The organism is Jeongeupia wiesaeckerbachi (genome assembly GCF_050916355.1).
Taxonomy (GTDB): domain Bacteria; phylum Pseudomonadota; class Gammaproteobacteria; order Burkholderiales; family Chitinibacteraceae; genus Jeongeupia; species Jeongeupia wiesaeckerbachi.
Map to the genome: position 1 here is coordinate 2400109 of NZ_CP136946.1, position 14726 is coordinate 2414834.

A 14726-nucleotide genomic window follows, 5' to 3' on the forward strand; every position below is an offset into this window, starting at 1 on the left:
TACGGAACCGCCATGATTCGCTCGCTCTGGACCGCCAAGACCGGCATGGACGCCATGCAGATGAACGTCGACGTCATCTCGAACAACCTGGCGAACGTCAACACCAACGGCTTCAAGCGCCAGCGCGCGGTGTTCGAGGACCTGCTCTATGTGAATCTGCGCCAGCCCGGTGCATCGACCAGCCAGCAGACGCAGCTGCCGACCGGGCTGCAGCTCGGTACCGGTGTGAAACCGGTCGGCACCGCGCGCATCTTCACCCAGGGCAATCTGCAGCTCACCGACGGCAACCTGGACATGGCCATCAACGGCCAGGGCTTCTTCCAGATTTCGCTGCCGGACGGCAATACCGCCTACACGCGGGATGGTTCGTTCCAGGTCGACAATCAGGGCAATGTCGTCACCGCCAGCGGATATCAGCTGCAGCCGGCGCTGCAGGTGCCGCAGGGCACGACCAGCGTGACCATCGGCAAGGATGGCACCGTGTCGGCCGTGATCAACAATGCCACGTCGGCGCCGGTGCAGCTCGGTACGATCCAGCTGGCGAGCTTCATCAACCAGGGTGGCCTGCAGTCGGTCGGCGACAACCTGATGCTGGAAACCGCCGCGTCGGGCGCGCCCAATATCGGCCAGCCGGGCAGCAACGGCCTCGGCGCGATCAATCAGGGCTATGTCGAAACGTCGAACGTCAACGTCACCGAAGAACTCGTGAACCTGATCGAGGCGCAGCGCGCCTACGAGATCAACTCGCGCGCGGTGAAGACGTCGGATGAAATGCTGCAACGTCTGTCGAACCTGTAAAAATCTGAAGGGAAAGGAAGCAAGGTGAAGGCTCTCGCGCGTGTATTAGCAGTGGTCATGGCGGCGTTATTGTCGGCATGCGCATCGATGCAGCCGCAGATCGTCTCGGCGCCGACGACGGCCAGGCCGTTGCCGCCGGTGACGACGCAGCAAAATCCCGGGGCGATTTTCCAGACGACGTCGTCGCGGATGCTGTTCGAAGAGCGCGTCGCGCGCTATGTCGGCGACACGCTGACGATCCAGATTGAGGAAAACCTCAGTGCCAGCAACTCGTCGACCAGCAGTGCCAACCGCGACGGTAGCGCCAAGGTCGGCGGCTCGGGCGATCTGCCTTACTTCCCGGGCGCGCTGAGCAAGTTCTTCGATGCCAACGTCAGCATGTCGAGCGGCAATACCTTCTCGGGCAAGGGCGCGACCAACAACAGCAATACGCTGCGCGGCATTCTGGCGGTGACGGTGATCGAGGTGCTGCCCAACGGCAACCTGATCGTCGGCGGCGAAAAGCAGATTGCCGTCAACGGCTACCAGAACGCTTGGCGCTTCACCGGCGTCGTCAATCCGTTCGATATCAAGACCGGCAACGTCGTGTCGTCGACGCGTGTCGCCGATGCCCGGATCGAGCAGGTCGGGCAGGGCGCGATCGCCGATGCCAATTCGGTCGGCTGGTTGCAGCGGCTGTTCCTCAACGTGATGCCGTTCTGATGGGGTACGTGATGGGGGCCAGCATGAAAAAATGGATCGTGGCGCTGTCGGCGCTGGGCATGCTGGCGGCTTTGCCGGCGCAGGCACAGAAACTGCGCGAGCTGGCGTCAATCGCCGGCGTGCGTGACAACCAGCTGATCGGTTACGGCCTTGTCGTCGGCCTCGACGGCAGCGGCGACCAGACGACGCAGACGCCGTTCACCGTGCAGTCGGTGATCAATATGCTCAACAACCTCGGTATCCAGGTGCCGACCGGCGGCAATCTGCAATTGAAGAACGTCGCCGCGGTGACCGTGACGGCAACCTTGCCGGCGTTCGCCCGCCCGGGCCAGCCGCTCGACGTGACCGTCTCGTCGATCGGCAACGCCAAGAGCCTGCGTGGTGGCACGCTGGTGCTGACGCCGTTGAAGGGCGCCGACGGCCAGACCTACGGCATGGCGCAGGGCAATATCATCATTCCGGGCGCCGGTGCATCGGCAGCGGGCAGCAGCGTGACGATCAACTCGCTCGCTGCCGGGCGGATTCCGAACGGCGCCACGGTCGAGCGTGCGGTGCCGAATACGATGAACAACAGCGAGTTCGTCCAGCTCGAACTGCTGACGACCGATTTCACCACGGCCAGCCGCATGGTCGACGCGATCAACCGCAACTTCGGCCCGGTGGCCGCCGCGCTCGACGGTCGCGTCGTTCAGGTGCGGGCGCCGCAGGACGCCAACCAGCGCGTCGCCTTCCTCGGCCGGCTCGAAAACATCGACGTCAATCCGGCGCCAGCCATCGCCAAGGTCATCATCAACGCCCGGACCGGGTCGGTCGTGATGAACCAGTCGGTCGAGATCGATCCGTGCGCGGTGTCGCATGGCAACCTGACGGTGACGATCACGACCGACAACCAGGTGGTGCAACCGAACCCGCTGGCCGGTGGCCGTACCCGGACCGTGGCCAATGCCGACGTGCAGATCCAGTCCGACTCGGGCGGTGTGGTTCGCTTGCCGAAAGCGGCCAACCTGCGCGACGTCGTCCGCGCCCTCAACGCCGTCGGCGCCACGCCGCAGGATCTGCTGTCTATCCTGCAGGCGATGAAGGCGGCGGGCAGCCTGAAGGCCGAGCTTGAGGTGATCTGATCACGCCGGCGCTTTGGCGCTGCTGCGATGCGCCTTGTTTCGGCCCGTGCTCGGGGGTGTCCAAAGGCGGGGATGCGGACTGCAATACGCACCGGTTTCTGCGCTTTGGCACATTTGGCGAAAAGGTCTGTCTTGGTTTGAACCTCAATTGAAGCGAGGTTCAATTTGTCAGGCACAGCATTTGCTTATAAACGGCGGTAGCCTTGCCGTGGTTTTCTCATGCTGACCCGTACTCCCGTTTCAACCGTGCAGGATTTCGCCGCCGATGTGCGCGGTGTCGATGCCTTGCGCCAGACGGCCAAAACGTCGCCGAAGGCCGCCGCGCACGCGGTGGCGCAACAGTTCGAAAGCCTGCTGATGCAGCAACTGGTCAAGTCGATGCGCGACGCATCGCCGCATTACGACGAGTTGCAGTCGTCGTCGACCGATCTGTACCGCGGTTTGTACGACCAGCAGATGGCGCTGACGCTGGCCAAGCGTGGCGGCGTCGGGCTGGCCGGTTCCATCGAGCGGCAGATCGAGGTCATGCAGAATCCGGCCTTGCTGAAGACGGTGCAGCGGCACCAGTCGCGGCAACAGGGCGAACTGGCACCGGTGACCGGCGGCAGTGTGGCGGCAAATTCTGCCGCTTCGGCGGCCGGCCGTGACGGGATGGTCGGGCAATACTTTGCCGCTTCGGCGGCAGGCCGTGGCGGGACCCGGGGTAATGACTTCTCTGCTTCGGCCGTGACCGGCGGTGGCTTTGTCGACAAGGTGCTGGCTGCCGCCAAGTCGGTGGCGCCGACGCTCGGCGTCGCACCGCAGCTGCTGCTGGCGCATGCGGCGCTGGAAACCGGCTGGGGCAAGAAGCCGATCCGCGATGCGGCCGGTGGCGACAGTCACAACCTGTTCGGCATCAAGGCGAGCAAGGACTGGCAGGGCAAGACCGTCGACGTGATGACGACCGAGTACGTCGATGGCGTGGCGCAGAAGCGGGTCGAGTCATTCCGCGCCTACGATTCGTACACCGACGCGCTGGCCGATTACGCCGGGCTGATCCGTCGCCGCTTCGGCGAAGCGGTCGGCAAGGGCGAGGATGCGCTCGGCTTTGCTCGCGCGCTGCAGGCCAAGGGCTACGCCACCGATCCGCAGTACGCCGACAAGTTTGCCTCGGTGGCACGCCGGATCGGCCGACAATTGAACGGCGCCGCCTCAAGTTAATGCCCATCCTGCCGATAAGCAGGAGTATTCGGAGTAATCAATCATGGCTTCCAGCATCTTCGGGATTGGCGTTTCCGGCCTTAACGCGGCCAACCTCGGTCTGACCGTGACGGGTCACAATATCGTCAACGGCGGTACACCGGGTTACTCGCGTCAGAACATCGTTCAGAGCGCGCCGTATCCGCAGCTCAGCGGCAGCGGTTTTGTCGGCCTCGGCGTTCGCGTCGACGAAATTCGTCGCTCTTACGACCAGTTTCTCACCCGCAACGTCCAGACCGCGCAGGCGCAGTCCAGCTATTACAACCAGCTGCTGTCGCATCTGAGCGAAGTCGACAATATCGTCGCCGACCCGACTGCCGGGGTGACGCCGGCGCTGCAGGATTTCTTCAGCGCGATCCAGAATGTCGCCACCAATCCGTCGAATGCACCGTCGCGGCAGGCGCTGCTGTCGTCGGCGCAGACGCTGGTCAACCGCTTCCAGGTGTTCGATCAGCGACTGACCGAGCTGCGCGATAACCTCAATGGCGAACTGACCAATACCACGTCGAGCATCAACGCCATTTCCAAGCAGATTGCCGAGCTGAACAACCAGATTGCGGTGCAGGGTGGCAGCGGCCATCCGCCCAACGATCTGCTCGACCAGCGTGACGAATTGGTCAAACAGCTCAACACCTTTGTGAAGGCGACCGCGACCACGCAGGAAGACGGCTCGATCAACGTCTTCATCGGCAACGGCCAGAGCCTCGTCGTCGGCAACCAGCCGTTCGAACTCGGCGTCGAGGCGTCGCCGGGCGATCCGCGCCGACTGTCGATCGTCTACAAGCAGAACAATAATGTGGTGTTCCTGCCCGAGAATCAGCTGACCGGCGGCAAGTTGCAGGGATTGCTCGATTTCCGCAGCAAGACGCTCGATACCGCGCAGTCGTCGCTGAACCAGATTGCCATGGCGACCACGCAGGCGATCAATACCCAGCAGCGTGCCGGCATCGACCTGACCGGCGCACTCGGCACCGGCATGTTCGGCTTCAAGACCGATCCGGTCAGTGGCGCGCCGGTGCTCGGCTCGGTGCTGTCCAACACGGGCAATACCGGCAATGCGCAGGTGACCGGCTATGTGGCCGACGTGGGCCAGTTGACCGCGAGCAATTACGAACTGGCATTCGACGGTACCAACTACGTCGTGACCCGGCAGTCGGACAAGCAGAAAACCGTGCTGAGCCCGGCCGCGATGGCTGCGGGCCCGGTCGTCGACGGCATCAAGCTGTCGATTGCCAGCGGTTCGATGAACGCCGGCGACCGCTTCACCGTTTCACCGACCGACGGTTTCATCCGCGGCCTGTCGGTCAGCATGACCGATCCGAACCGTGTGGCCGCAGCCGGCCCGGTCATCGCGTCGGCACCGAAGACCAATACCGGCTCGCTGACGTATTCGCAGCCGGCGGTGACGGTGCCGGTGACCGATGCGACCTGGAAGCCCGGTGCTACGCTGCAGAACCCGATGACGATCAATTTCACGTCGCCGACGTCGTTCACGATTACCGATCCAGTCACTGGTCTCCCTGGCCCGGCACAGGCCTATACCCCGGGGATGACGGTTTCGGCCAACGGCTGGTCGATGAAACTCGACGGTACGCCGGCGGCCGGCGACACCGTCAAGATCGGCCCGAACACCAATGGCGACGCCGACGGCCGCAACGCGCTGGCGATGGCCGGGCTGCAGACGCAGAAGCTGATGAACAAGGGCTCGGTCAGCTTCCAGGATGCCTACGGCCAGATGGTGTCGGCGGTCGGTGTCCAGACCAACGACGCCAAGATCATGGCCGACGCACAGGACACCGTGCTCGGCCAGGCCGAGGATGCGCGGGCGTCGGTTGCCGGCGTCAACCTCGACGAAGAGGCGGCCAATCTGCTGCGTTACCAGCAGGCCTATCAGGCCGCCAGCAAGGTCATCCAGATTGCGCAGGAGGCTTTCCAGAGCATCCTGCAGATCGCGAACTGAGGTAGAACAAGATGGCCATTCGTGTCGCCACCAGCACGGTTTATGCCCTGAGCAACCGCGGCTTGCAGTCGCAGCAGTCGACGCAGGTACGGTTGCAGAACCAGCTGTCCACCGGCCGGCGCATCCTGACGCCGTCGGACGACCCGATCGGCGCCGCACGCGCGCTGTCGGTGAATCAGGCGCAGTCGGTCAATGCGCAGTACAGCGTCAACAGCAAGGCGGTCGATTCGGCGCTCGGGCTGACCGAATCGACGCTGCAACAGGTCGTCGAGCTGGTGCAGAACGTCCAGCAGCTGGCGGTGCAGGCGGGCAATCCGGCGTTGAGCAGCGCGGACCTGCAATCGGTCAACGTCGAGTTGAAGTCACGCTATGAAGAGCTGATGGGCTTGGCGAATACCACCGACGGCACCGGCCAATACCTGTTTTCCGGATTCCGTGGCAGCACCAAGCCGTTTTCCGAGTCCAGCTTCGGCAACGTCCAGTATCTCGGCGACGAAGGCCAGCGGCTGGTGCAGATCTCGGCCTCGCGCAATCTGCCGATTTCGGATTCGGGCAGTGCGGTTTTCGGCTCGGTGAAGAACGGCAACGGCATATTCCAGACCGGCGCTACCGCTGGTAATACCGGGTCGGGGACGGTCGACATCGGCACGGTGACCAATCCGCTGCAATGGAACGCTACCGGCAACGTGCGGGACTACAAGGTGTCGTTCAGCGTCGATGCGGCTGGTGCGACGACGTACGACATTGTCGATGCAACGAGCAACAAGTCGATGATCGATGGCTACGATTACGCCGGCGGTGCGCGCGCCGGGGCGATGCCGCGTGGCTACAACGCCGGTAGCGAGATCGAGTTCAAGCGCCTGCCGACCGATCCGGCCGGCGCCAACTGGGACGCCGGTGTGTCGATCAGCGTCAAGGGTGTACCGGCCAACGGCGACAGCTTCAGCGTCAAGCCGTCGCAGAGCCAGGATATGTTCTCGATGCTGGCCGATTTCTCGGGCATCCTCGGTGCGACGCAGTTCGACGAGAATTCGAAGGCGACGTACCAGACCGGCCTGGGCCGGGTGATCGGCAATTTGTCGAACGCGCTCGACAGCGTGCTGACGACGCAGGCGTCGATCGGCGCGCGGATGAAGGAAACCGAATCGGTGCGCAGCACCAATGAGGATCTGGATCTGCAGTACAGCAAGACGCTGTCCGGCCTGCAGGATCTGGACTACACCAAGGCGCTCAGCGATTTTGCGATGACGCAGACACTGCTCGACGCCGCGCGGGCGACGTTCTCGAAGGTGCAGGGGATGAGTCTGTTCAAATACCTGTAACTGCCGGTATTTCTCCCCGCCACGGCCCGCGCAAGCGGGCCGTTTGCATTGCGCTGCTACAATGGCGGGCTGATTCATCGACGTACGAGCCCCCGATGGCCAAAGACAAAACCGTTTACAGCTGCAACGCCTGCGGCGGCCTGTCGCCGAAGTGGCAGGGGCAATGCCCGAGCTGCGGCGAGTGGAACTCGCTGAGCGAGACCATTGCCGAAGCCAAGCCGAGCGCCAGCGGTAACCGCTTCGCCGCGCTTGCCGCCGACGGTCAGGTCCGGCAGCTCGCGGATGTCGACGCCGAGGAGCTGCCGCGCACGGCAACCGGTATTGGCGAGCTGGATCGCGTGCTCGGCGGCGGGCTGGTGCCCGGCGGCGTGGTGCTGATCGGCGGCGATCCCGGTATCGGCAAGTCGACGCTGTTGCTGCAGGCGCTGACCCGGCTGGCCTCGTCGCGCAAGGTGCTTTACGTCTCGGGCGAGGAATCGGCGCAGCAGATCGCGCTGCGTGCCAAGCGGCTCGATCTGGCCGATGCGCCGGTGTCGCTGTTTGCCGAAATCGGCCTCGAGCGCATCCTGACCATGCTCGATCGTGAGAAGCCGCAGGTTGTCGTCATCGACTCGATCCAGACCATGTACACCGAGCAACTGACGAGTGCGCCGGGCAGCGTCGCCCAGGTGCGCGAGTGCGCGGCGCAGCTGACGCGCTTTGCCAAGCGCCACGGCACGACCATTCTGCTGGTCGGTCACGTCACCAAGGAGGGCGCGCTGGCCGGGCCGCGCGTGCTCGAACACATCGTCGATGCGGTGCTGTACTTCGAAGGCGATACGCATTCGAGCTTCCGGCTGATCCGCGCGATCAAGAACCGTTTCGGCGCGGTCAACGAGCTCGGCGTCTTTGCGATGACCGACAAGGGGCTCAAGGAAGTTGCCAATCCGTCGGCGCTGTTTTTAAGCCAGCACAAGGAGCCGGTGTCCGGCTCGTGTGTGTTGGTGACGCAGGAAGGCTCGCGGCCGATGCTGGTCGAGGTGCAGGCGCTGGTCGACGACGCACACGCGCCGCAGCCGCGGCGGCTGGCCGTCGGCGTCGAGCAGAACCGGCTGGCCTTGCTGCTCGCGGTCTTGCACCGGCACGCCGGCATTGCCGCGTTCGATCAGGACGTGTTCATCAACGCCGTCGGCGGGGTCCGGATCAGCGAGCCGGCCGCCGATCTGGCAATGCTGCTGGCGATCGTCTCCAGCCTCAAGGACAAGCCCTTGCCGCACAAGCTGGTGGTGTTCGGCGAGGTCGGCCTCGCCGGTGAGGTCCGGCCGGTACAGCGCGGCCAGGAGCGATTGCGCGAAGCTGCCAAGCTCGGCTTTACCCATGCGATCGTGCCCAAGGCCAACCGGCCGCGCCAGCCGATCGAAGGCATGACCGTCACGGCGGTAGAGCGTCTGGCCGATGCGGTCGGTGCGGCCTTGTAGCTGTGCGCTATCGTGGCGATTGAATCGTTTTTGCCGGTTCGTGATTGAATGACGATAAAATGCCCCCATTGATTCGATAACGCCGCGCTGCGGCGCATCGGCAACCACACCACACCAAGCGGAGATTTTTCATGAGCGAACATATCGTGCAAGTAACCGATGCCAGCTTTGACGCCGACGTGCTTCAGGCACAGACCCCGGTCCTCGTCGACTACTGGGCTGAATGGTGCGGCCCTTGCAAGATGATCGCGCCGATTCTTGACGAAGTGGCGGTTGATTACGCCGGCAAGCTCAAGATCGCCAAGCTCAACATCGACGAAAACCAGGGTACGCCGCCGAAGTTCGGTATTCGTGGCATTCCGACGCTGATGCTGTTCGTCGACGGCGAAGTGAAGGCGACCAAGGTTGGCGCACTGTCGAAGTCGCAACTGACTGCTTTCCTCGACAGCAACCTGTAATTTCCCGGCCGCCGCACGCGTCGGTGGTTCGCAAGGCGGGCAAGCCCCAGGGCTGCCCGCCTTGACATTGCGTTTTGTTGGCGTATACGCTTACAACTATTCTATGCGTCGGGGTTCTCCCGCGCAGCCGTTCCCGCACCAATCCTGGTCTTCCCGACTCCACCGCCCATATTCTATCGGCCGCCCCTATGCATTTGTCCGACCTTAAGCCGCTGCACGTTACCGAACTGGTCGAAATGGCCACCAAGTTCGAAATCGACGGCGCCAACCGCATGCGCAAGCAGGATTTGATCTTTGCGCTGCTCAAAAACCAGGCCAAGAAGGGCGAGAGCATCTTCGGTGACGGTACGCTGGAAGTGCTGCCCGATGGTTTCGGCTTCCTGCGCAGCCCGGACACCAGCTATCTTGCCGGTCCGGATGACATTTACGTCAGTCCGAGCCAGATCCGCCGCTTCAACCTGCACACCGGCGATACCGTCGAGGGCGAGATCCGCACGCCGAAAGAGGGCGAGCGTTATGTTGCGCTGGTGAAGGTCGACAAGATCAATGACCAGCCGCCGGAAGTCTCGAAGAACAAGATCCTGTTCGAAAACCTGACGCCGCTGTTCCCGAATCGCCGCCTCAATCTCGAGCGGGCGATCAAGGCCGAAGAAAACATCACCGGCCGCGTGATCGATCTGATCGCGCCGATCGGCAAGGGTCAGCGCGCGCTGGTGGTGGCGCCGCCGAAAACCGGTAAAACCGTGATGCTGCAGAATATCGCCCACGCGATTACCGCCAATCACCCGGACGTGGTGTTGATCGTCTTGCTGATCGACGAGCGTCCGGAAGAAGTGACCGAAATGACGCGCTCGGTGCGCGGCGAAGTCATCAGCTCGACGTTTGACGAGCCGGCGACGCGCCACGTGCAGGTCGCCGAAATGGTCATCGAAAAGGCCAAGCGTCTGGTCGAGCACAAGAAGGACGTTGTCATCCTGCTCGATTCGATCACGCGTCTGGCTCGCGCCTACAACACCGTCGTTCCGGCTTCGGGCAAGGTGCTGACCGGTGGTGTCGACGCCAATGCATTGCAGCGCCCGAAGCGCTTCTTCGGCGCCGCGCGCAATATCGAAGAGGGCGGCAGCCTGACGATCATCGCCACCGCGCTGATCGATACCGGTTCGCGCATGGACGACGTGATCTACGAAGAGTTCAAGGGCACCGGCAACAACGAATTGCACCTTGATCGCCGCATGGCCGAAAAGCGCCAGTTCCCGGCGATCAACATCAACCGCTCGGGTACCCGTCGCGAAGAGTTGCTGATCCCGCAGGAACAGCTGCAGAAAATCTGGGTGCTGCGCAAGCTGCTTTACCCGATGGACGATCTTGAGGCGATGGAATTCCTGCTCGACAAGATCAAGGCCACGAAGACGAACAACGATTTCTTCGATTCGATGCGCCGCTAACCTTGCCGCACTGGACCCGATCTGGAATAATATCGGGTCTTGCGCCGGCACAATCCCGGCGCGCAAACCTTAGGAAAAACCATGAAAGCCGATCTCCATCCCGAATACAAAGAAGTCATCTTCTTCGACGCAAGCGTTGACTTCAAATTCCTGACCCGCTCGACCCTGAAGGCCAAGGGCGCCGAAACCATGAAGTGGACCGACGGTAAGGAATACCCGGTCGTGCGTCTGGACGTGTCGTCGGAATCGCATCCGTTCTACACCGGCAAGCAAAAGATTGTCGACACCGCCGGCCGTATCGAGAAGTTCCGCAACAAGTACGCGATGTACAGCAAGTAAGCCGGAACCCGGTCAAACAAAAAGGCAGCTTTACGGCTGCCTTTTTTGTCTTCTGCGCTTATCCTTTCCCTTCGCGCCTCCCAACGTCTCCGATCTGCATCCGCATGCTGACCTATCTGCCGCCTTCCGAACGAGAAACGCCCCAGCCGCCGTCTGACAAGCCTTGGCTGCTGTTGATGCTCTGTGTGTTCTGGGTCTTCCCAGGGCTGGTGGGGCACGATCCATGGAAGCCGGGTGAGCTGGAAACCGCAGCGGTCATCGGACGTTTCCTGTCCGGACAACACTGGTCGTTGCCGTTTTTTGGCGAGCAGCCGCATCTGATTGCCGGTCCGCTGTACTACTGGAGTGCCGCGCTGTTTGCCTGGCCACTCGGCAAGCTCGGGATGCAGATCCATGATGCTGCGCGGCTGGTGACCGGGGCGTGGACAGCGCTGGCGATGTGGGGGGTCGGCCTGGCCGGCCGCGAGCTGTTCGGCCGCCGGCAGGGGCGTGTCTGTGTGATGGTCTTGATCGGATCGATCGGACTGATCGTCTGGGGACACCATCTGGCGCCGCCGATTCTGACGCTGACCGCCTTTTCCTGGCTGGCCTATGCACTGGCCTATGCGCGCCGTCAGCCATTGCAGGCGGGGCTGCTGCTGGGCCTGGTCTGGCTGGTGCTGATTGCCGGTAGCAATCTGGGACAATTGGCGCTGGCGGTGTTGATGGCGGTGGCTGTCGGCGCCGTTGGCCCGTGGCGTCGCCTTGCCTATCTGGTGACGCTGCTTGCGGCCTTGGTGGTTGCGCTCCCCATTGGCGCCATCTGGTTGATCGATCTGGCGCGGTTCGATCCGGCCGCCTTTGCCCATTGGCTGCACTTGTTTGCCTTGGGACCTTATGACGGGCTTGGCGACGTTGCCCTGTTTGGCTCGACCGGCTACGTGCTGTCGGTCGTGCTGTGGTTTGCCTGGCCGGCGCTGCCGCTGGCGTTCTGGGGGCTCTGGAGCAATCGCGCCGAACTCCGCACCCAGCCCAGATTGATTCTGCCTGCCGCAATGGCGGGGCTGGGCCTGCTGTGGTTGCTGCTGGCGGGCGATGCGCGCGAGTCGGATCTGCTGGTATTGCTGCCATCGCTGGCGCTGCTGGCCGGTGCCGGCATCGATAGCTTGCGGCGTGGCGCCGCTGCTGCGCTGAACTGGTTTGGCGTGATGACGTTCGGCATCGGTGCCGGTCTGTTGTGGCTGGGCTGGCTGGTCCTGCATCTCGGCGTGCCTGCCAGCTGGAGCATGGCCTTGCAGGCTGCCAGTCCGGCCTATCAGCGCTCGTGGCATTTTGGCGGTCTGCTGCTGGCGGTGCTGATGACGGTCGTCTGGTGCTCGGTGTTGCTGCGCAAGCGCTCACTCGGTCGTCAAGCCGTGACCAACTGGGCGTGTGGCGTGACCCTAATCTGGGGCGTGCTGATCGGCCTGTGGCAACCGTGGCTTGATGCTTCGAAGAGCTATCGCGACGTTGCACTGTCATTGCGACAGGTGCTGGATCAGCAAGTGCCGGGATGCATTGCCGGTGAAGTGTCGACATCGATGCTGGCGTCGCTGGATTATTTTGCCGGCATCCGGCTCCGCAACGGTCCGACTGCAGACGAATGCCCCTTGGTGCTACGCCAGGGTACGCCGCCGGCCGGCTCCTGGGTGCGCTGGGAAGGGCAGCGCGCGGGTGAGAATCGCGAGCATTTCTACTTGATAGAGTTGCCTGACTCGGAATAAAAAAACGGCGGGGGAACCCGCCTTTTTTTTATTCCCGCGATGAAACCGGCTTGTCCTCGGACTCAACGGCATTGAGCACGTTGCGGCGAATGAACCAGCAAAGATAAACGGCCATGCCGCAGACAAAGGCAATGGTAAACAGGCTCAGCAGGCCGATATCGGACATGAACAGCGTTTGCAGCGGCGTATTTTCCATGATGGGGCTCCGGCGTTGATGCCCCAATATGCCAAGTGTATGCAAGGCAGGCCTTGATGCCGATCAAGAGGCGAGTGCGTCGCTGTGACGCTGGCTGACCCGATTGCGGCCGCCATGCTTGGCTTCGTACAAGGCGAGGTCGGCGCGCTTGAGTAGCGGATCGATCAACGCGTCGTTTGGCGCCAATGCAGTGAGGCCGATACTGGTGGTAAAGCGGATTGTTTCGCCGCTGGGAATGATCAGCTCGTGCGACTCGATCCGGGCGCGCAGCCGCTCGGCTACCAGCAGCGCCATCGGCATCGGCGTTTCCGGCAGCAAGGCTGCGAATTCTTCGCCGCCCAGGCGGCCGATCAGGTCGGCGTCGCGCAGCGTGCTGCGGCACAGTGCCGCGATGGCGCGAATCGCCGCGTCGCCGGCATCGTGGCCGTACTCGTCGTTGATGCGCTTGAAGTGGTCGATGTCGATCATCATCAAGGTCAGCGGCCGGCCGTAGCGCTGTGCCCGGATCAGCTCATGGTTGGCGACATCCATGAAATGGGCACGATTGGCCAGGCCGGACAGGCCGTCGGTCGTGGCCCGATGCTGTAGTTCGGTCTCCAGTGCCTTGTGCTCGGTGATGTCGCTGATGCCGATCAGCAACGTGGTGCCGGCGCTACCCTGTGCCAGCGACATCGACAGGTGGCCCCAGAACGTTTCGCCATTGCTGCGGCGCAGTCTCACTTCTAGATTGCGTACAGCTTGTCCCTGGCGAACGTTCTCAAGCTGATTGAGGAAGTCGAGCCGGTCCTGATAGAGCTGGAATACACGCATCGACAGCGCCGCGGCCTGGGGCAAGGCAAACATCTGCGCAGCCTGTTGATTGATGTAGGTGATGAAATGATCGCCGGGTCGGCTCAGCACGAGTGCAACTGGCGTCGTTTCGATCATCTGGCGAAACCGTGATTCGCTGGCGTCGAGGCGTTTTTCCTTGTGGCGCAGGTGGGTCGACAGCTGCCGCGATTGCCAGAAAAAATACGTCATCAGCAACGCCATCGCCAGCAACAAGGCGCCGCCGATCAGGTAGTACCGCGTCTCGGTCTGCCAGCGCGCGAGATAGTCATTCGACGACAGACTGACCGCGACGAAGAAGGGGCTGTGACCGATCTGCTGATAGGCGGTCTGGCGCGTGATGCCGTCGACCCGGGTCTGGCGGATCTGGATCCCGTCCTGTGCGCCATCGCGGAGCGCGCGCAGCGTGGCCGCGTCAGGCTCGAAGCCGGCAGGCTTGGCCGGATAACTGGCGATGACGCCAAGCCGCTCGTCGACGAGCATCGCCACGCCCTGTTGCCCCAGCGACAGCGTACCGAAAACACGGTCGAAGTATTGTGTCGTGAGCGTCGCGCCGACCCAGCCGTCGAGCTGGCCCGACGTGGTTTCAACACGACGCACGATGATCAGGCCTGGGCGCTGCAGGCCATCGTTATTGGTGAGCCGAACGTAATCACGCTCGACGAAGGGGTTGTTGCGCAATCGTTCGAGTGATTCGGGCTTGAGCGGGATATTGCTGCCGGGCACATCAAGCGCCCGGTGCGTCAGTACCGCGCCGGGGCTGAAGAGCCCGAGGTTGTCGAGCTGTCGGATTTGCGCCAACTGGTCGAGCAACAGGCTCTGCAGCTCCTTGTTGCGGGTTTCGCCCAGGTCCTGCTCGCGCAGGTCGGCCGGCTGCAGCTGTTGTGTCAGGCCATTGATGACCAGATCGATTTCGCGCAAGGCCGAACCCAACTGGCCTTCCAGCACGCCAGCGAGGTTCTGCGCTTCGTCGCGCGCGCGCTGTACCTCGGCGCGATAGGAGTTATTGACCTGCAGGCTGAGGATCAGCAGCAGGCCAAGCGCGAACAAGGCGGTCACGGCACCGCTCAGTAGCGATTGGCGTGCTGACCAGCGCAGCAGGGTTTTGCGCATGCGCGA

Annotated in this window: 13 protein-coding genes; 11 read left to right on the forward strand and 2 right to left on the reverse strand. The window is 62.9% G+C overall.

Features of this window, described 5'->3' with window-relative positions; all coding sequences use genetic code 11:
* Positions 1 to 12: 12 nt before the first annotated feature.
* The 11 genes from flgG (at position 13) to R0382_RS11740 (ending at position 12583) form a co-directional block, all read left to right on the forward strand.
* A complete protein-coding gene (gene flgG, locus R0382_RS11690; protein WP_432719764.1) occupies positions 13 to 798 on the forward strand; it encodes a flagellar basal-body rod protein FlgG in 786 nt (261 codons plus the stop codon).
* A gap of 57 nt (positions 799 to 855) precedes the next feature.
* Positions 856 to 1500, forward strand: a complete 645-nt coding sequence (locus R0382_RS11695) for a flagellar basal body L-ring protein FlgH (RefSeq protein WP_432719765.1) — start codon at positions 856 to 858, stop codon at positions 1498 to 1500.
* Between the two features lie 23 nt (positions 1501 to 1523).
* Positions 1524 to 2621 (forward strand): flagellar basal body P-ring protein FlgI, encoded by a 1098-nt coding sequence (locus R0382_RS11700; protein WP_432719766.1) that lies wholly within the window; start codon positions 1524 to 1526, stop codon positions 2619 to 2621.
* A gap of 219 nt (positions 2622 to 2840) precedes the next feature.
* Positions 2841 to 3821: a flagellar assembly peptidoglycan hydrolase FlgJ gene (gene flgJ / locus R0382_RS11705; protein WP_432719767.1), complete on the forward strand. Its 981-nt coding sequence runs from the start codon at positions 2841 to 2843 to the stop codon at positions 3819 to 3821.
* Positions 3822 to 3864: 43 nt separating this feature from the next.
* The gene (flgK, locus tag R0382_RS11710) at positions 3865 to 5820 is read left to right on the forward strand and encodes a flagellar hook-associated protein FlgK (RefSeq protein ID WP_432719768.1); all 1956 of its coding nucleotides are present in this window, start codon (positions 3865 to 3867) and stop codon (positions 5818 to 5820) included.
* An 11-nt stretch (positions 5821 to 5831) separates the two neighbouring features.
* Positions 5832 to 7142: a flagellar hook-associated protein FlgL gene (flgL, locus tag R0382_RS11715; RefSeq protein ID WP_432719769.1), complete on the forward strand. Its 1311-nt coding sequence runs from the start codon at positions 5832 to 5834 to the stop codon at positions 7140 to 7142.
* Positions 7143 to 7237: 95 nt separating this feature from the next.
* Positions 7238 to 8599 carry a DNA repair protein RadA gene (gene radA, locus R0382_RS11720; protein ID WP_432719770.1) on the forward strand — a complete coding sequence of 454 codons (1362 nt, stop codon included), beginning with the start codon at positions 7238 to 7240 and terminating at the stop codon, positions 8597 to 8599.
* A gap of 131 nt (positions 8600 to 8730) precedes the next feature.
* Complete coding sequence (gene trxA / locus R0382_RS11725) at positions 8731 to 9057, forward strand: thioredoxin TrxA (RefSeq protein WP_432719771.1); 327 nt, start codon at positions 8731 to 8733, stop codon at positions 9055 to 9057.
* A 188-nt stretch (positions 9058 to 9245) separates the two neighbouring features.
* On the forward strand, positions 9246 to 10502 hold the full coding sequence (gene rho, locus R0382_RS11730; protein WP_432719772.1) for a transcription termination factor Rho: 1257 nt from the start codon (positions 9246 to 9248) through the stop codon (positions 10500 to 10502).
* A gap of 81 nt (positions 10503 to 10583) precedes the next feature.
* Positions 10584 to 10841: a type B 50S ribosomal protein L31 gene (locus R0382_RS11735; RefSeq protein ID WP_432719773.1), complete on the forward strand. Its 258-nt coding sequence runs from the start codon at positions 10584 to 10586 to the stop codon at positions 10839 to 10841.
* Between the two features lie 104 nt (positions 10842 to 10945).
* Positions 10946 to 12583: an ArnT family glycosyltransferase gene (locus R0382_RS11740; RefSeq protein ID WP_432719774.1), complete on the forward strand. Its 1638-nt coding sequence runs from the start codon at positions 10946 to 10948 to the stop codon at positions 12581 to 12583.
* Positions 12584 to 12611: 28 nt separating this feature from the next.
* Here the strand turns inward: R0382_RS11740 and R0382_RS11745 are convergent, their stop codons facing one another.
* Entirely contained in the window at positions 12612 to 12779 is a 168-nt protein-coding gene (locus R0382_RS11745; RefSeq protein ID WP_432719775.1) for a DUF3149 domain-containing protein, read from the reverse strand.
* Positions 12780 to 12842: 63 nt separating this feature from the next.
* Entirely contained in the window at positions 12843 to 14720 is a 1878-nt protein-coding gene (locus tag R0382_RS11750) for a diguanylate cyclase (protein ID WP_432719776.1), read from the reverse strand.
* Positions 14721 to 14726 lie beyond the last annotated feature (6 nt).

Excerpts from the sequence above, each read along its gene's own strand:
- flgK (WP_432719768.1), top strand. The coding sequence starts at position 3,865 with ATGGCTTCCAGCATCTTCGGGATTGGCGTTTCCGGCCTTAACGCGGCC.
- rho (WP_432719772.1), top strand. The coding sequence starts at position 9,246 with ATGCATTTGTCCGACCTTAAGCCGCTGCACGTTACCGAACTGGTCGAA.
- trxA (WP_432719771.1), top strand. The coding sequence starts at position 8,731 with ATGAGCGAACATATCGTGCAAGTAACCGATGCCAGCTTTGACGCCGAC.
- flgL (WP_432719769.1), top strand. The coding sequence starts at position 5,832 with ATGGCCATTCGTGTCGCCACCAGCACGGTTTATGCCCTGAGCAACCGC.
- R0382_RS11750 (WP_432719776.1), bottom strand. The coding sequence starts at position 14,720 with ATGCGCAAAACCCTGCTGCGCTGGTCAGCACGCCAATCGCTACTGAGC.
- flgJ (WP_432719767.1), top strand. The coding sequence starts at position 2,841 with ATGCTGACCCGTACTCCCGTTTCAACCGTGCAGGATTTCGCCGCCGAT.
- R0382_RS11740 (WP_432719774.1), top strand. The coding sequence starts at position 10,946 with ATGCTGACCTATCTGCCGCCTTCCGAACGAGAAACGCCCCAGCCGCCG.
- radA (WP_432719770.1), top strand. The coding sequence starts at position 7,238 with ATGGCCAAAGACAAAACCGTTTACAGCTGCAACGCCTGCGGCGGCCTG.
- R0382_RS11735 (WP_432719773.1), top strand. The coding sequence starts at position 10,584 with ATGAAAGCCGATCTCCATCCCGAATACAAAGAAGTCATCTTCTTCGAC.
- R0382_RS11700 (WP_432719766.1), top strand. The coding sequence starts at position 1,524 with ATGAAAAAATGGATCGTGGCGCTGTCGGCGCTGGGCATGCTGGCGGCT.
- R0382_RS11745 (WP_432719775.1), bottom strand. The coding sequence starts at position 12,779 with ATGGAAAATACGCCGCTGCAAACGCTGTTCATGTCCGATATCGGCCTG.
- R0382_RS11695 (WP_432719765.1), top strand. The coding sequence starts at position 856 with ATGGCGGCGTTATTGTCGGCATGCGCATCGATGCAGCCGCAGATCGTC.
- flgG (WP_432719764.1), top strand. The coding sequence starts at position 13 with ATGATTCGCTCGCTCTGGACCGCCAAGACCGGCATGGACGCCATGCAG.